This is a genomic window from Pseudotabrizicola sp. (genome assembly GCF_030684215.1).
GTDB lineage: Bacteria > Pseudomonadota > Alphaproteobacteria > Rhodobacterales > Rhodobacteraceae > Pseudotabrizicola.
In genome coordinates, this window is the sequence record NZ_JAUXOV010000070.1 from 102,836 (window position 1) to 119,304 (window position 16,469).

General features: G+C 60.5%; 18 protein-coding genes. 12 read left to right on the forward strand and 6 right to left on the reverse strand.

What is annotated here, in order from left to right; translation table 11 throughout:
• Nucleotides 1-2 precede the first annotated feature (2 nt).
• The gene (locus Q8K08_RS14570; protein ID WP_304801495.1) at nucleotides 3-281 is read right to left on the reverse strand and encodes a YggT family protein; all 279 of its coding nucleotides are present in this window, start codon (nucleotides 279-281) and stop codon (nucleotides 3-5) included.
• A 146-nt stretch (nucleotides 282-427) separates the two neighbouring features.
• Here Q8K08_RS14570 and Q8K08_RS14575 point away from each other — a divergent pair, with 146 nt between their 5' ends.
• From Q8K08_RS14575 to Q8K08_RS14615, 9 genes are all read left to right on the forward strand, one after another.
• Nucleotides 428-973 (forward strand): acyl-CoA thioesterase, encoded by a 546-nt coding sequence (locus Q8K08_RS14575; RefSeq protein ID WP_304801497.1) that lies wholly within the window; start codon nucleotides 428-430, stop codon nucleotides 971-973.
• 75 nt (nucleotides 974-1,048) lie between these two features.
• The gene (locus tag Q8K08_RS14580; protein WP_304801499.1) at nucleotides 1,049-2,380 is read left to right on the forward strand and encodes an MFS transporter; all 1,332 of its coding nucleotides are present in this window, start codon (nucleotides 1,049-1,051) and stop codon (nucleotides 2,378-2,380) included.
• Nucleotides 2,377-3,270, forward strand: a complete 894-nt coding sequence (mepA, locus tag Q8K08_RS14585) for a penicillin-insensitive murein endopeptidase (protein WP_305250527.1) — start codon at nucleotides 2,377-2,379, stop codon at nucleotides 3,268-3,270. Before Q8K08_RS14580 ends, mepA begins: the two co-directional genes overlap by 4 nt.
• Entirely contained in the window at nucleotides 3,243-4,184 is a 942-nt protein-coding gene (locus Q8K08_RS14590) for an esterase-like activity of phytase family protein (RefSeq protein WP_304799902.1), read from the forward strand. The genes mepA and Q8K08_RS14590 overlap by 28 nt, the downstream gene beginning before the upstream one ends.
• 85 nt (nucleotides 4,185-4,269) lie before the next feature.
• Entirely contained in the window at nucleotides 4,270-4,893 is a 624-nt protein-coding gene (locus Q8K08_RS14595; RefSeq protein ID WP_304799894.1) for a queuosine precursor transporter, read from the forward strand.
• Between the two features lie 389 nt (nucleotides 4,894-5,282).
• Entirely contained in the window at nucleotides 5,283-5,708 is a 426-nt protein-coding gene (arfB, locus tag Q8K08_RS14600) for an alternative ribosome rescue aminoacyl-tRNA hydrolase ArfB (RefSeq protein WP_304799896.1), read from the forward strand.
• Complete coding sequence (locus Q8K08_RS14605; protein WP_304799898.1) at nucleotides 5,701-6,969, forward strand: aspartate aminotransferase family protein; 1,269 nt, start codon at nucleotides 5,701-5,703, stop codon at nucleotides 6,967-6,969. The genes arfB and Q8K08_RS14605 overlap by 8 nt, the downstream gene beginning before the upstream one ends.
• Entirely contained in the window at nucleotides 6,966-7,877 is a 912-nt protein-coding gene (locus tag Q8K08_RS14610) for a phosphotransferase (RefSeq protein WP_305250528.1), read from the forward strand. The genes Q8K08_RS14605 and Q8K08_RS14610 overlap by 4 nt, the downstream gene beginning before the upstream one ends.
• 85 nt (nucleotides 7,878-7,962) lie before the next feature.
• On the forward strand, nucleotides 7,963-9,441 hold the full coding sequence (locus Q8K08_RS14615) for an inorganic phosphate transporter (RefSeq protein ID WP_305250529.1): 1,479 nt from the start codon (nucleotides 7,963-7,965) through the stop codon (nucleotides 9,439-9,441).
• On the opposite strand, the gene pncB is transcribed toward Q8K08_RS14615, so the two are convergent.
• Nucleotides 9,438-10,730: a nicotinate phosphoribosyltransferase gene (gene pncB, locus Q8K08_RS14620; protein ID WP_304798149.1), complete on the reverse strand. Its 1,293-nt coding sequence runs from the start codon at nucleotides 10,728-10,730 to the stop codon at nucleotides 9,438-9,440. The two genes, Q8K08_RS14615 and pncB, sit on opposite strands and share 4 nt — an antisense overlap.
• Before the next feature lie 74 nt (nucleotides 10,731-10,804).
• Nucleotides 10,805-11,413 carry a bifunctional nicotinamidase/pyrazinamidase gene (gene pncA, locus Q8K08_RS14625; RefSeq protein WP_305250531.1) on the reverse strand — a complete coding sequence of 203 codons (609 nt, stop codon included), beginning with the start codon at nucleotides 11,411-11,413 and terminating at the stop codon, nucleotides 10,805-10,807.
• A 119-nt stretch (nucleotides 11,414-11,532) separates the two neighbouring features.
• Between pncA and Q8K08_RS14630 the strand changes: the two genes are divergently transcribed.
• The gene (locus Q8K08_RS14630; protein ID WP_305250709.1) at nucleotides 11,533-12,435 is read left to right on the forward strand and encodes a rhodanese-related sulfurtransferase; all 903 of its coding nucleotides are present in this window, start codon (nucleotides 11,533-11,535) and stop codon (nucleotides 12,433-12,435) included.
• 66 nt (nucleotides 12,436-12,501) lie between these two features.
• Here the strand turns inward: Q8K08_RS14630 and mbfA are convergent, their stop codons facing one another.
• The gene (mbfA, locus tag Q8K08_RS14635; RefSeq protein WP_304801858.1) at nucleotides 12,502-13,479 is read right to left on the reverse strand and encodes an iron exporter MbfA; all 978 of its coding nucleotides are present in this window, start codon (nucleotides 13,477-13,479) and stop codon (nucleotides 12,502-12,504) included.
• Nucleotides 13,480-13,629: 150 nt separating this feature from the next.
• Between mbfA and Q8K08_RS14640 the strand changes: the two genes are divergently transcribed.
• Together Q8K08_RS14640 and Q8K08_RS14645 are read left to right on the forward strand one after the other, a co-directional pair.
• Entirely contained in the window at nucleotides 13,630-13,800 is a 171-nt protein-coding gene (locus tag Q8K08_RS14640; RefSeq protein WP_304801856.1) for a hypothetical protein, read from the forward strand.
• A gap of 67 nt (nucleotides 13,801-13,867) precedes the next feature.
• The gene (locus tag Q8K08_RS14645; RefSeq protein WP_305250533.1) at nucleotides 13,868-14,497 is read left to right on the forward strand and encodes a TetR/AcrR family transcriptional regulator; all 630 of its coding nucleotides are present in this window, start codon (nucleotides 13,868-13,870) and stop codon (nucleotides 14,495-14,497) included.
• On the opposite strand, the gene Q8K08_RS14650 is transcribed toward Q8K08_RS14645, so the two are convergent.
• Entirely contained in the window at nucleotides 14,466-15,158 is a 693-nt protein-coding gene (locus Q8K08_RS14650) for an NYN domain-containing protein (protein WP_305250710.1), read from the reverse strand. The genes Q8K08_RS14645 and Q8K08_RS14650 overlap by 32 nt on opposite strands.
• A gap of 72 nt (nucleotides 15,159-15,230) precedes the next feature.
• Nucleotides 15,231-16,469: a folylpolyglutamate synthase/dihydrofolate synthase family protein gene (locus Q8K08_RS14655; RefSeq protein ID WP_305250535.1), complete on the reverse strand. Its 1,239-nt coding sequence runs from the start codon at nucleotides 16,467-16,469 to the stop codon at nucleotides 15,231-15,233.

Sequence of the window (16,469 nt, forward strand, 5' to 3'; positions counted from 1 at the left end):
GATCAGAACCCGCCCGTGGCGACCAGTCGTTGCAGGAAGAAGATCACGATCAGCACGATCAGCGGCGCAAGATCCAGCCCGCCCATATTTGGCATCATGGCCCGGATGCGCGAGTACAGTGGGTCAAGGATCCGGTTCAGCCCGTCCCATATCTGGGCGACTAGCGGCTGGCGCAGGTTCAGCACCTGAAAATTGATCAACCAAGACATGATGATATGCACAATGATGATCCATTGCGCGATGTTCAGGATCAACAGCAGGGTGTCGCGAAGCGCAATCATTGGGGTGACCTTATCCGAAGGAGACTAGGGGTTGTGGTATTCGTATCGTGCGTCCCCGCGAAGGGCAACCGCCTTCCGCTGCGTCTTGCTTGACGTTTGCGTAATGCCGGGGCAGCAGGGGGCGGTCAGACCGGAGTAGGCCGCACATGTATCCTTATGCCCGAATGTTCAAGGAATTGTTCAAATTCCGCAACGCGCCCAGGTTGGGTGTGTTTGATACCCATATCAGCCATCACATCTGCTGGCCTTGGGATATCGACCCGTGGATGGAGCTGAACAACGGCCGCACGCTGACCCTGTATGATCTGGGGCGCATTCCGCTGGGGCAGCGGATGGGGCTGCACAAGGTGCTGAAGGCGCGTGGTTGGGGGCTGGCGGTTGCAGGCAATACCACGCGCTACCGCAAGCGGGTGAAGATGTTTCACCGGGTTGAGATGCGCACGCGGATCATCGGCTGGGACGCGCGGTTTTTGTATATTGAGCAGTCAATGTGGCGGCGGGGCGAATGCACGTCGCACATCCTGATCCGGTCGGCGGTGACGGGGTTGGGCGAGCGTGGCAAAGGCGGGATCGTGCCGCCAGCCGAGCTGGCGCGGGCCTTTGGTCTGCCGCCCGAAAGCCCGCCCCTGCCGGAATGGGTGCAGGCGTGGATCGCGGCGGATGCAGCGCGGCCTTGGCCCCCGATGCAATAACGCCCGTCTTGCGCCCGTCATCCTTTTGAGGCTTGATCCTGAAAAGGCCGATGACAGGGCCAACTGGGGGCGGGAATGACTGCGGATAAAAAGCGGATCTGGGGTTGGTATTTTTTTGATTGGGCCAGTCAGCCCTATAACACGTTGCTGTTGACGTTCATCTTCGGACCCTATGTCGTGTCGGTCGTGGGCGATGGCACGGCGGCGCAGTCGATCTGGGGTTACGGTATCGGCACGGCAGGGCTGATCATTGCCGTGCTGTCGCCGCTTTTAGGCGCGGTCGCTGACAAGTCGGGCGGGCGGATGGCGTTCATCTGGCTGTTTTCGGCACTGTATGTGATTGGCGCGTGGATGCTTTGGTATTCGGCGCCCGGTGATTTCAACGTCTGGTTTGTGATGCTGTTCTTTTGCATCGGCCTGATCGGGATGGAGTTTGCCACCACTTTTACCAACGCCATGCTGCCAGATCTGTGCCCGCGCGCCGATCTGGGGCGGATTTCTGGCAATGGGTGGGCGTTCGGGTATCTGGGTGGCATTGTTGCGCTGATCATCATGCTATTGCTGCTGGCAGAGAACGCGTCCGGGCGGACGTTGCTGGGTATTCCGCCGATCTTGGGGCTTGATCCGGAAACCCGCGAAGGCACGCGGTCTGTCGGGCCCTTGGTGGCCATCTGGTATGCGGTGTTTATGATCCCGTTTTTTCTGTGGGTGAAGGAACCGCGCAAAGCGGGTGCGATGGCGATAGGACAGGCCATGCGGGCGGCATGGCCAGAGCTGAAATCGACACTGGTCCGGTTGCCGCAGCAGCGCAGCCTGTTTGCCTATCTGGGCTCGTCGATGTTTTACCGCGATGCGCTGAATGGCATGTATGTCTTTGGCGGCATTTATGCGGCGGGGGTGCTGGGTTGGTCTGTCACCAATGTCGGGATTTTCGGCATCATCGCGGCGCTGACCGGCGCGATTTTTGCCTGGGCAGGCGGCAAGATGGACAGCCGGGTGGGACCAAAGCCGGTGATCATTCTGAACGTGACCCTGTTGACGGCAGTGGCCATCGCGGTGGTGTTTGTCAGCCGGGATTCTGTGTTTGGCGTGCCGGTTGGGCCGGACAGTATTCTGCCGGACGCTGGGTTTTACATCCTTGGCGCACTGATCGGCGCGGGTGGCGGATCGCTGCAGTCGTCCAGCCGCACGATGATGGTGCGGCAGGCCGAACCGGGGCGGATGACAGAGGCGTTCGGGCTGTATGCTCTGGCCGGTAAGGCCACATCTTTCATCGCACCGTTGTCGATCGGTGTTGTTACCGATCTGACGGGAAGCCAACAACTTGGCGTGACTCCGCTGATCGGGCTGTTCCTGATCGGGCTGTTCCTGTTAGTCTGGGTGAAACCAGAGGGAGAGTACGCATGATCCGAGCCGTGATTTTGGCAGCAAGTTTGTGCTTGCCCGGCGCGGTGCAGGCGCAGCAGCTGGCCAATCAGCTGTTTGGCGCGCATGCCGCCCCCAGCCAGCAAAAACCGATGCCGGTGGGATCTTATGCCAAGGGCTGTGCGGCGGGCCTGGTGGCTTTGCCGGAAAGCGGGCCAAGCTGGCAGGCCATGCGCCTGTCGCGCGGGCGCAATTTTGGCCACCCAGAGATGATCAACTTTCTGGTCGACCTGAGCCGGACGGCGCAGCAGATTGGTTGGGCGGGGCTGTATATCGGCGATATCAGCCAGCCGCGCGGCGGGCCGATGACCAGCGGTCACGCCAGCCATCAGATCGGGCTGGATGCCGATATCTGGCAACTGCCGCCCCAGCGCCTGAACCTGACGCGGAGCGAACGCGAGAACATTTCATCAATTCCGGTGCGGTCGGCAGACCAGAAATCGGTGACAAAAAATTGGACTGCGCGGCACCATGCGGTGATGCGGGCGGCGGCGTCTGACAGCCGGGTGGACCGGATCTTTGTGGCCGCCTCGGTCAAGATCGAGATGTGTAAAACCGCAACGAAAGCAGATACGCCGTGGTTACAGAAAATCCGCCCAGTGGCGGGGCATGACACCCATTTTCATGTGCGACTGAAATGCCCGAAAGGTGCGCGTTTGTGTCAAACCCAGACTCCCACGGTTTCCGAGCTGTCCAAAGGTGGCAATGGCTGTGACGAAACTCTGATGTGGTGGGTGACCGACTACCTGAACCCGCCCAAGAATACGACGAAAAAGCCCGTGGACCCTGACACGCCGCGGGCGCGTCATCCGCGCCAGTTCACGATGAAGGATTTGCCTCAGCAATGCCAGGACGTTCTCGCCTCGCGGTAATCGCGGCGGCGGCGCTGGTTGCCTTCGGGCTGCAAGGAAGCGCCAATCCGACACAACAGCCGGGGTTTCTTGGCACGTTTCGCTGGTCAGTCGCGGACCCTCGTTTTGGCGGGTTCTCGGCCATTGACCTGTCGGCGGACGGCGTGCAGTTCACGGCATTGAATGACAGGGGTGCCTTTGTGCAGGGCCGTTTGCGCCGGGCAGCAAATGGAACGATTTCGGCAGTTGAAATGGGGCCGATTAAGCGGTTGAAATCCAACACGAACGAACCGATTGCGATCGGGCGGAACGACAGCGAAGGCATTGCAGTGGCTGCTGACGGGACGACCTATGTCTCGTTTGAGGGGGTTGCGCGCGTGCTGCGCTACCGTGATCTGGACGGTTTGGCTGAAAACTTGCCGACACCGCCAGAGTTTGGTGCCTTTCCCCGCAATGCCGCGCTTGAGTCTTTGGCGATAGATGCAAAGGGCGTGCTTTACACGATCCCCGAGGAGTTGCCGGGATCAAAGCGCATTCGCCTGCTGACGGGGCAACCGGGCAACCCGGACGGACCAGATTTTCCGGTTTGGCGGTTTGCAAACGGGACATGGACTCAGCCGTTTGATCTGCCGCGCGATGGAGTGTTTTTGCCAGTCTCAGCCGATTTCGGGCCAGATGGCCGGCTTTATGTGCTGGAACGGTCGTTTCGCGGCATCGCAGGCTTTGCCAGCCGGGTCCGGTCATTCAAGGTCGGAGCAAAGGCATTGACCGATGGCAGGCTGCATTTGCAGACACCGACCGGCCAGCATGGTAATCTGGAAGGGCTTTCGGTCTGGCGCGACCGCAGCGGGGCGATCCGGCTGACGATGATTTCAGACGATAACTTTATATCGCTGCTGCGCACCGAGATTGTGGAATACCGTCTGATGGATTGACAGGCGCGCGTTGCTGCATTAGGGCAGCGCGTCCCCAATCAAGCGGGGGGCAAGTCTCCGCGACCTTGCATAAAAAACGGATCACATGATGCAAAAACTTCTGCCTGGCGTAATTGCCATGGCCGCGATTGTCGTGGCCTCTAATATCCTTGTACAGTTTCTGTTTGGCCAATGGCTGACGTGGGGGGCCTTTACCTATCCGCTGGCCTTTCTGGTGACGGATCTGACCAATCGTCTGTATGGCGCGCAAGCGGCACGGCGGGTGGTGTTTACCGGCTTTGCCGTGGGTGTTGCCTGTTCGCTGATCGGCACGCAGATCATGGGCGAGTTCGGCCCGCTGGTGACATGGAGGATTGCCATCGGGTCTGGGGTAGCGTTCCTGACCGCGCAATTGCTGGACGTGGCGGTGTTTGATCGCTTTCGCAGTGGTGCGTGGTGGCGCGCTCCTCTGGTGTCAACGCTGATCGGATCGTCCGTCGATACGGCGCTGTTCTTTTCCATCGCGTTTTCGGGGGCCCTGGCGGGGCTGGAACCGGGCAATGATGTGAGCTGGGCCAACGAGGTTTTGCCGGTGCTGGGGCTTGGTCCGGCAGCACCCTTGTGGGTGTCGCTGGCGATTGCAGACTGGGGTGTAAAGCTTCTGCTCGCTTTGGTGGCACTTTTGCCATTTCGGCTAATTGTCAGAAAATTGACCGCACCGATTGCGTAAAAGCATTTGACAGGCACAAAATCTGTGTCACGCTACCCATATCGGCAACACATTTGAAAGGAGGTGATCCAGTGTCTAGAGTGATATTGGAGAGACGTGTCGGGACAGTCATGGGGGGTGTTTTCTAGGGGCAACCCCTTAGTCAACGAACCTTTGATTGGGACAGGTTACCTAACTGGCCCATCTCCTTGAACTCGGAAAGGGTTGCCGCACTCCGGCAACCCTTTCTCGTTTGCAGATTTTGAAGAGCTGAGCGCGCTATGCGCGCATTCTTTTTGTCTCGTTGGCGCCTGCGCGCCGCCTCGGATGTTTGCGCGCCGCGCGGGGATATTTAAGAACAGAAAATGGACAGGGCTTTCGTTGTGGCTGGCCTTTGCTATGGTGCGGGCATGTTGCAGATTACAGATACAGTGTCGCTGGCCGACTGGGAGTTGACGGAGACCTTTACCCGCTCGCAAGGACCGGGGGGGCAGAATGTCAACAAGGTTGAGACGGCGGTGGAATTGCGGTTTGAGGCCGAGCGGTCGCCGCATTTGTCGGGGCCGGTGAAGGCACGGCTGAAAAAGCTGGCCGGGCGGCGCTGGACGCTCGACGGGGCGATTTTGATCCGGGCGGAGGAGACGCGGAGCCAGGCCCGCAACCGGGAATTGGCGCGTGAGCGGCTGGTGGAGATGATCCGGCAGGCGCTGGTGGCACCCAAGCGGCGGGTGGCGACCAAACCGACGTATGGTAGCACCTTGCGGCGGTTGAAGGCCAAGGCGGTGCGTGGGGATGTCAAGGCCGGGCGCGGCCGGGTGGAGGGGGATGATGACTGAGACGCTTGCGGCCCAGAGCTTTGAAGTGCGGCGGGCGCGGCTGATGGGGCCGAATGTGCCGACCTTTTACCGCGCGCCAGTGCATATCGTGCGCGGGCAGGGGGTATGGTTGTGGGATGCAGACGGCAAGCGCTATCTGGATTGCTATAACAACGTGGCCCATGTCGGGCATTGTCATCCGAAGGTGGTGGCGGCGATTGCCGGGCAGGCTGCAGTTTTGAACACCCATACCCGCTATCATCATGGTCTGGTGCTGGACTATATCGAGCGGCTGGTGGCGACGCTGGGGCATGGGGTTTCCCAGGCGATCATGGTGTGCACCGGATCAGAGGCGAATGATCTCGCCTTGCGGATGGCGCAGGCGGTGACGGGCAAAACGGGGATTATTGCCACCGACAACACTTACCATGGCAATACGGCGGCGGTGAGCCAGCTTTCCACTCGCCGGCCGCCGATTGGTGGGCGTGCGCCAAATGTGCGGCTGGTGCCGTCGCCTGACACGCTTGCGCCTTTGGGTGACAGTGCTGCGGCGCAGCCTGCGGCATTTGCGGCGCATGTGGCGCGGGCGATTGAGGAGCTGGAGTCTGCGGGGTTCGGGTTTTCTGGGCTGATGCTGTGCCCGGTCTTTGCCAATGAGGGGTTGCCTGACGTGGGGCCGGGGTTTCTGGACCCTACGGTTGCAGTGGTGCGTCGGGCGGGTGGTTTGATCCTGTGTGATGAGGTTCAGCCGGGGTTTGGTCGGGTGGGCAGCCACTTCTGGGGGCATGATCTGTTGGGCTTTGCGCCGGATGTGGTGACGGTTGGCAAGCCGATGGCGAACGGGCATCCGGTGGCGGCCTGCCTTGCGCGGCCCGATGTGATGGCGGCCTTTCGTGAGGCGTTTGGCTATTTCAACACCTTTGGCGGTAATCCGGTGTCGGCGGCGGCCTGTCTGGCCACGCTGGATGTGATTGAGGAAGACGGGTTGCAGGCGCGGGGGGCTGCGACCTCGACCTACTTGCTGGAGCGGTTGGGCGATTTGCGGCATGGCCGGATTGTGAATGTGCGCGGGACGGGCATGTTCTTTGGGGTGGAGTTCGGCGGTGTGGATGCGGGCGAGTTTGCCGCTGATCTTGTGGAGGATATGGTGGCGCGCGGGTTTTTGCTGAACCGGATTGGGCGCGGGGGGGCGACGCTGAAGATCAGGCCGCCGATGGTGTTTGGGCAGGCCGAAGCGGACCTGCTGGCGGATGCCCTGCAAGCGGCGATGGATGCGGCATGATCGAGGCGGAGGACGCGGCGGGCCTGTGGGGGGGCACAGTGGTGCGCCCTTTGCGGCTGCGCGAAAATGAGGTCTATGAGGTTTCGCTCGCGGGCAGGCGTGCGGCGTTGCGATTGCATCGCCGGGGATATCAGTCGGCGGATGCGATCCGGTCAGAGCTGTGGTGGTGTGCGGAACTGGCGCAGCTGGGTTTGCCGGTGCCAGCGGCTTTGGCCTTGCCGGAGGGTGGGCATCTGGCAGTGCTGACGGGCGGGCGGATGGCGTCTGTTGTGGATTGGGTTGATGGCGCGCCTTTGGGGGAGGCGGGGGTGCCGTTGGGCGGATCATCGGCGGATCAGGCGACGCAGCACCATACCTTGGGGCAGTTGGTGGCGCGGGTTCATGCGGCGACGGATGGGCTGCCCTTGCCCGACTGGTTCACGCGGCCCTGCTGGGATCGTGACGGTCTGGTGGGGGAGGCGCCGTTCTGGGGGCGGTTCTGGGAGCATCCTGCGCTGAGTGCTGCTGAGGCTGGTTTGCTGGCCGAGGCGCGCGCCTGGTTGTCAGAGCGCTTGGCGGTGCAGGCCGGGCCGATGGGGCTGATCCATGCCGATGTGTTGCGGGAGAATATTCTTGTGAACGGGCATTCACTTTCCATGATCGACTTTGACGACAGCGGCTTTGGCTATCGGATCTATGATCTGGGAACCGTGCTGTCGCAAAACCTGTATGAGCCTGCTTATGATGATATCAGGGCGGCGCTGTGTGAGGGGTATGGGTTGGCTGACACAGGGCTGGTCGATGCGTTCACTTTGGCCCGGACGCTGGCCTCGGTTGGTTGGGCGGCCCCGCGCCTGCCCACGGACAGCCCGGTTCATGCCAGCCACATTGCGCGGGCGGTGATGTTTGCGCAGCGCTGTCTGGCCTAGGGGGAATCGGTTGTCAGGGCCATTGTGAACGGATAGTCAGCGCATCTGTAACGCGGGCGTGACGCTCTGGTAACAGGTAAATGACATGACGGATCAGCCGCCCCCGCCGATCAACCAGTGGAAAACACTGGACAAGGATCTGGGTCGTATCGTGCAACTGGAGCAGGCGCTGGTCTATATCAGCCGCCCGATGATTGCGATCAGTCTGGGTATCCTGTTCATTTTGATCTGTGCGGTTTCGGCGATCATTCTTGCGGGTGGGTCATCTTCGACGGTCATTCTGGTGACGGCGGCGGCGTTCGGTGCCTATATGGCGCTGAACATCGGTGCGAATGATGTGGCCAACAACATGGGACCAGCGGTTGGGGCCAATGCGCTGACCATGGGCGGTGCGCTGATCATCGCGGCGGTGTTTGAAACTGCTGGCGCGTTGATTGCTGGTGGCGATGTTGTCTCGACCATCTCAGGGGGAATTGTATCGCCTGATGCAGTGGCCGATCCTGACACGTTTATCTGGGCGATGATGGCGTCGCTGCTGGCGGCGGCTCTGTGGTTAAATCTGGCAACATGGATTGGTGCGCCGGTATCGACCACACATTCCATTGTGGGCGGTGTGATGGGCGCAGGGATCATGGCTGCCGGTTTTGGGGCGGTGAACTGGCCGACGATGGGACAGATTGCGGCAAGCTGGGTGATATCGCCGCTGTTGGGTGGGTTGATTGCGGCGTTGTTCCTCAGCTTCATCAAGGCATTTATCAATGATGTGCCGGATAAGATCGGGGCTGCGCGCAAATGGGTGCCGGTGCTGATCGGCGTGATGGCGGGCGCGTTTTCAGCCTATCTGGCGGTCAAGGGGCTGCGGCGGATTGTTGAGATAAACCTGACAATGGGCCTGATTTTGGGTCTGGCTATCGGGGTGGCGGCGACGCTGATCACGCGTCCCATGGTGCGGCGGCAATCCGAAGGGCTGGAGAACCGCAAGAAATCGCTGAAAAAGCTGTTTGCCATTCCTTTGGTGGTGTCCGCCGCTTTGTTGTCCTTTGCCCATGGGGCCAATGATGTGGCCAATGCGGTCGGACCCTTGGCCGCGATTGCCCATGCCGTGCAAGAAGGTGGAAATGGCGCGCGGGTGACGATTCCGCTGTGGGTGATGATCATTGGCGCGGCAGGCATTTCTTTTGGGTTGGTGCTGTTTGGCCCCAAACTGATCCGCATGGTGGGCGGAGAGATCACCAAGCTGAACCCGATGCGCGCCTATTGCGTGGCACTGTCGGCGGCAATTACGGTGATTGTTGCCAGCGGGCTGGGGCTGCCTGTCAGTTCGACCCACATCGCGGTAGGTGCAGTGTTTGGCGTGGGGTTTTACCGCGAATGGCATGCCGAGCGAAAAGCGCGGCTTTTGGGGATCGAAAAGGGTAAGCCTGTGGCCCCGGATGAACGCAGCCGTCGCAAACTGGTGCGGCGGGCGCATTTCCTGACCATTGGGGCGGCTTGGGTGGTCACAGTGCCGATGGCGGCCATGATGTCCGCGCTGATCTTTCTGGCACTGAAAGCGGTTTCCTAAACCACCACGTCCATCGGGGCCTGTTCGCCCACTTGAAACACCCGTTTGTAACGGGCGATCTCATCTGGCGGGCCCATTGCCTTGTTAGGGTTGTCCGACAATTTGACCGTAGGCCTGCCATTTGCTGAAACTGCCTTGCACACCAGACTGAATGGCGCGAGCGCATCATTTTCCGCAAGACCGCGGAAGTCATTGGTCAGCATGGTGCCCCAGCCGAACGATACCTTTACCCGGCCGACGAACTGGGCGTGCAGTTCGGCGATTTTGTCTGCGTCCAGCCCGTCGGAAAAAATCACCAGCTTGCCTTGCGGGTCTTCGCCACGCTCTTTCCACCAGCGGATTGCGGTTTCCGCGCCCGTTGCCGGATCGCCCGAGTCGATGCGGATGCCGGTCCATTTCGCCAGCCACTCAGGCGCGCGGGCAAGGAAGCCCTCGGTGCCGTAAGTGTCGGGCAGCATGATGCGCAGATTGCCGTCATGCTCTTCATGCCAGTCGGCCAGCACCTGATAGGGGGCTTGGGCCAGTTCGGCGTCAGTGTTGGCGAGGGCGGAGTAGACCATCGGCAGTTCATGCGCGTTGGTGCCAATCGCCTCGACTTCACGCCGCATGGCGATCAGACAGTTTGAGGTGCCGATGAACTTGCCCTCCATGCCCTCAATCAGGGCCTGCACTGCCCAATCCTGCCACATAAAGGAATGGCGGCGACGGGTGCCGAAATCGGCCAGCCGCAGCCCGTCAATCTGGCGCAGCTTCTCGATCTTGGCCCAAAGCTTGGTCATGGCGCGGGCATACAGTACCTGCAGTTCAAACTTGCCCATGCTGCGCAGCACCGCGCGCGACCGCAACTCCATCAGTACGGCAAGCGCGGGGATTTCCCACATCATGACCTCGGGCCATTTGCCCTCGAATGTCAGTTCATACTGGCCGTCATGCTTTTCGAGATGGTAGGGCGGCAATTGCAAGCCTTCGAACCAATCCATGAAATCGGGGCGAAACATCTGGCGTTTGCCATAGAACGTGTTGCCCCGCAGAAAGGTGCTTTCGCCGCGTGACAGGCGCAGGGTGCGGATATGATCCAGTTGTTCGCGCAGTTCACCTTCGTCGATCAGATCGGCAAGGCGGATGCTTTTGGTGCGGTTGATCAGGCTGAAGGTGACGGTGGTATCGGGGCGATTGCGAAACACCGACTGACACATCAGCAGTTTGTAAAAATCGGTATCCAGCAGCGACCGCACAATCGGGTCGATCTTCCACTTATGATTGTGGACGCGGGTGGCGATATCGACCATCTGGCAGCTCCTGCACGGCACTTTGGGCCGTTAAATCAACTGGGCGCGGCGCTGTCCAGTTATGTCAGCGCTTTTCAGCCTTCCAGCCGGATGCCTGCGTCTGTCATCCGTGCTTGCATGGTGGCAAGGCTGCCCTCCAGATCAATGGCGCGGCACAGGTCCATCCGCACGGTCACGTCATAGCCCAAACGTGCTGCATCCAGTGCGGAAAAGGCCACGCAAAAATCCGTGGCCAGCCCGGTCAGCACCAGCCGCGATATGCCCCTGTCGCGCAAATAACCGTCAAGTCCGGTCTGGGTGGTCTGGTCATTCTCGAAAAACGCGGAATAGCTGTCGATTGCGCGGCGAAAGCCTTTGCGTAGGATCAGATCGGCGCGAGTCATGTCCAGACCCGCATGAAACGCGGCCCCCTCGCTGCCCTGCACGCAATGGGTGGGCCACAGAACCTGTGGGCCATAGGGCATCTTGGTCAGGCTGAACGGTGCGGTGCCCGGATGGTTCGCCGCGAAAGAGCTGTGGTTGGCCGGGTGCCAGTCTTGGGTCAGCACCACGGCGGCAAATTCGGCCATCAGGGCGGTGATACCGGGCACAATCGCATCACCTTCCGCCACCGCTAACGCACCGCCGGGGCAAAAGTCGTTTTGGACGTCAATGACGATCAGGGCATCGGTTGCTGGGCGCATTTGTGTCTTCCTTCTGGCAGTCGTGCAAGTGGACGGGATCGACTGCACGCTGTCAATTGCCAATGGGCAGCGGCAAGCTGTCGCTTGATCCGGCACAGCACTTGGCCTATGCCGCGCCCATGTTCACCATTGCCGCACTCTACCACTTCACTCGTTTTCCCGACTATGCTGCCTTGCGCGGGCCGCTGATTGATCTGTGCGCGGCACAGGGCGTCAAAGGGTCGCTGCTTTTGGCGGCAGAAGGGATCAACGGCACCATCGCAGGCACCCGTGCGGGCATCGATACGGTGCTGGCCCATATCCATGCCTTGCCGGGCTGCGCGGATATGGAGTGGAAAGAAAGCTTTGCCGATAAAATGCCGTTTGGCCGCATGAAGGTGAGGCTGAAGCGCGAGATCGTGACGATGGGCGTGCCGGATGTGGACCCCAAAGCGCGGGTGGGTCACTATGTGACTGCCGCCGACTGGAACGATCTGATCAGCCAACCTGATGTGGCGGTGATCGACACCCGCAATGATTACGAGGTGGCGATCGGCACATTCGCAGGTGCCGTCGACCCCGCCACCCGCAGTTTTCGCGAGTTTCCGCAGTGGTGGGAAGAAAACCGCGACCGCTTTCACAATAAGCGGATCGCGATGTTCTGCACGGGCGGCATCCGCTGCGAGAAATCAACCAACTATTTGCTGTCGCAAGGGGTCGAGGATGTGTTCCACCTCAAAGGTGGTATCCTGAAATACCTTGAGGACGTGCCGCAGGATCAAAGCCTGTGGCAAGGCGAATGCTATGTGTTCGACTCCCGCGTGTCAGTCGGTCACGGGTTGATTCCAGGTCAGAATGACAGCTGCGGCGCCTGTCGACGCCCGGTCACGCCTGAGGGCCGCGCGCATGCCGCCTATGAACGGGGCGTGTGCTGTGCCGCCTGCGCAGGTGAATATCAACCCGAAGACCGCGCCCGCTTCCGTGAACGCCAACGCCAGATGGACCTTGCCCACGCACGGGGCGAAACCCATCTGGGCGGCTGAGTTTCATCTTGGCAAAAACACTTAGGGGCTGGCGGGGCAGTGCCCCCTTACCACAAAGGCCAAGCCTTACCCGCCCCCGATCAGAACGCCCGCCGCAAACACCAGCGCGCCACCCAGAACCACCTGCATCGCCGCGCGCAGGAATGGCGTGTCCATAAACTTGTTCTGAATCCACGCAATCGCCCAAAGTTCGATAAAAACCACAACCATCGCGACAGAGGTTGCGGTCCAGAAATCGGGGATCAGATAGGGCAGGGCGTGACCCATGCCACCGATGGTGGTCATCACCCCCGAGGCCACCCCGCGCTTCCACGGGCTGCCACGCCCGGACAGCACGCCATCGTCATGCGCGGCCTCGGTAAAGCCCATCGAGATGCCCGCACCCACGCTTGCGGCAGTGCCGACCAGAAAGGTCGTCCAGGTATCCTGCGTGGCAAAAGCGGTGGCAAAGATCGGGGCGAGGGTAGAGACAGAGCCATCCATCAGCCCGGCCAGCCCCGGCTGCACCCATGTCAGGATGAACTGCCGCTTGGCAGCCCGGTTTTCCTGATCTTCAGAGTCGGGGTCAACATGTTCGGTGATCAGGGACCCGGCCTGTGTCTTGTGGCTCGATTCCGCTGCCGCCAAATCGCCCAGCAGTTTGCGGGTGCCCGCGTCTGACGTGGCTTGGGCAGCCTTGAGGTAGAAGATTTCGGCCTGCCGCTCCATCGCTTCGGCTTCGCCGCGGATGGTGTCAAGCGACAGGTTTTCCACCAGCCAAACGGGACGCCGGGCATAGAAACCGGCGACATGCTCACGGCGGATCAGGGGGATTACCTCGCCAAAGCGCTGGCGGTGCAGTTCGATCAGGCGGCGGCGGTGGTCATCTTCTTCCACGGCCATGCCGTCAAACGCGCGCGCTGTGGCCGCATAGGCACCGCGCAGGCGTTCCGCATAGCTACGGTAGATGCGGGCGTCGTCCTCTTCGGAGGAAATGGCAAGGGCCAGAACCTCTTGTTCCGAGAGGTCAGAGAATCTGCGGCGATGTGTCAGGGCAGAGAGCATGGCTTCACCTTTTAGAATAATTCTAAACTATCCGCGCCGCAATGATGTGCAAGAGATAATAATGAACTAAGCAGTTCATTTTTCGCTTGCGTGAGAATACTTGTGAGTCCATATGAACTGAACTCAAAAGTTCAATTTCAGGAGTTTTCCATGCGTCCCGTTCTGTTCGCCCTTACCGTTGTTTTGACAGCCGCCCCTGCCTTCGCCTTTGGCACTGTCGTGGATTTGCCAAATCTGACCTGGCCACAAGATGCTCAGACCAGCACATCTACCAAAGGCTGTGAAACCATTTCCCAGCCAGCCACCGACGAGTGCAAGTAACCTTGTCCCGATGGGTGGCTTGCTGTCCTGCGGCTTCCTGACCTATGGTCGGGAAAACGGGGTGAGTATGGCTCAGGTTGTGGAACAGGTGGTGCGCCGGGGGCGCAAGTTTGATCAGGTGCTGGCAGGCGCCCGGACAATCTTTCTGCGCGACGGGTTTGACGGTGCCTCGGTCGATGACATTGCGCGCCAAGCAGGTGTCAGCAAGGCCACGCTTTATGCCTATTTCCCTGACAAACAGCTGTTGTTCAAGGAAATCTGCTCGCAGGAGTGCCTGCGCCAAACCCAAGAGGTTGAGGCAGAAATTGATCCGGCGATGACGGTCGAGGCCATGCTGATGCTGGCAGGTGTTCGAATCGCCGGGTTCCTGATGTCCGATTTTGGGCAGAACGCCTGTCGGCTGGTGATCGGTGAAGGCGCGCGCTTTCCTGAATTGGCGCGGGATTTCTACCGCAACGGCCCTGCATTGGTGCATGATCGCTTGGCGCATCATTTGCACCATCTGGCGCAAAATGGTCAGCTACAGATCGACGATCTGGATCTGGCGGCAGATCAGTTCATTCAGCTGTGCAAAGCGTCCATTCTGGAAAAGCTGGTGTTCCGCATGGACCACCATCTGCGCGAAGACCGGGTCCGCCAATCGGTTCAGGGTGCGGTAGAGATGTTCATGGCGCGTTATGGGGTGCAGCGCGGCTGAGTCTGCGCACCCGCGCTGTCGGCCCCCTAGGGTCGCAGACCAGCAGTGTTTTCTGAGGCGCTGCCTGAAGCCAGTTTCGCCACGATTTTTCCGGTGTCTGCGAAATCTGAAATCCGGCACGTGAAGCTTCTGTATTCAGCAAGGTGATTGCAACCCCGTCTGCCCCTGAAACCGCAAGCCGCGAAACCACCCATTCTGTCAGGTCTTTGGTGTCCTTGGTGGCCTTCGGCGGTGGGGGAGGCTGCGGCTGCGCAACGTCAAGGTGAGTGAACTCGGTGCAGGCGGCGCGGAAGGCTCCGGGTGTCTTGCCCTCTCCCATACCGATCAGGCGATGGCCACATTCGCGCAGTTGATTGGCCAGATAAGAAAAATCCGAGTCACTTGAAGCGACGATCAGAGTTTTAATATTGTCCTTCAACGCCAGTGTCATCGCTTCCACCGATAGCAGCAGATCGGCTGCATTCTTGCCGGGACGGGTGGTGATCAGCCGAAACCCATGGTCTGCCCAAGCTGCGATCGCTTCGGGTTTGCCATAAACACGGCGGATCATAGGGTCGCCATAGCGACGGGCGTTGGTCAGGATCGCCCGTGCGTGGGTGAAGGACAGGTTTTCCCCATCGACAAGAACGGCGACGGGCGGTTTTTGCGGGGACAGGTCCATCACGGCGACTCACATTGCAGTTTGTGAGAACAAAGCAAGCAAATGCGGCTGTCGTGAGGCTCTTTGTAGCCTCTACCCGTTTTCGCGCAAAATCGCACCAGCAAGGTAAAGTGAGCCACAGATCAGCACGCGAGCTGTTGGGTAGGTTGCCGAAATGGCAGACAGCGCGTCAGACACGGAAGGGGCGGCATGAGCTACCAGTCCAGCGGCAAGGGCCGCGTCGCGGGTTGTTTCTGCGGGCAGCGTGTTCTTTTCGCCGGGGATGGAAACGGCATGCAACCCTGCGACATGCGGGGCCAGCGGCCGCATATACCCTGTCACGTCCTTGGTGTTCAGCATGCCGCAAATCAGCCAAGTGGGGCGTTTCGGCATCCGGGCAAGGGTCGCGGCGATTGCCTTGCCCCCAGCCGGGTTGTGCCCGCCGTCGAGCCACAGCTCGATGTCGGGGGCCATATCGACCAGCGGGCCATGGCGCAGGCGCTGCATCCGCGCGGGCCAGACGGCAGTGGTGATGGCGGCTTCACACGCCGACTCATCCCGGCCAAGGGCGCGCAGGGCGGCGATGGCGGCTCCCGCGTTCTGGATCTGATGCGGGCCGGGCAGGTTGGGCAGGGGCAGATCCAGCAGGCCGGACTCGTCTTGGAAAATCAGCCGGCCCCGGTCTTCAGCCACATGCCAATGCTGACCATAGGCAAGGATCGGCGCACCCATGCGGGCGGCTTTTTCTTCAATGACGGCCAAGCCTTCGGGGCTTTGTGGGCCGACGATGACCGGCACAGCGCGTTTGATGATCCCGGCCTTTTCGCCCGCGATTTCGGGCAAGGTATCGCCAAGGTATTGCTGATGGTCGATGCTGACCGGGGTGATGATGGTAAGCCGCGGGTGATCGATCACGTTGGTTGCGTCCAGTCGGCCGCCAAGACCCACCTCAAGCAAGGTAAAATCGGCAGGGGTGCGGGCAAAACCCAAGAGGGCGGCGGCGGTGGTGATCTCAAAAAAAGTTATGGAGTCCGGGCCATTGGCCTGCACGCATTCATCAAGCAGGGCGGTCAATGCAGGTTCACTGATCAGGTCACCCCCCAAACGGATGCGTTCATGAAACCGCGCCAGATGCGGCGAGGTATAGGCGTGAACGGTGGCACCAGACGACTCTAGCCCCGCACGGATCATCGCTTGGGTGCTGCCTTTACCGTTGGTGCCGGCGATGTGGATCACTGGGGGCAACTGGCGTTCGGGGTTGCCAAGCGCGGCCAGCAGGCGGTGCATGCGGTCCAGCGTAAGGTCGATGACCTTGGGGTGCAGGGTCATCAT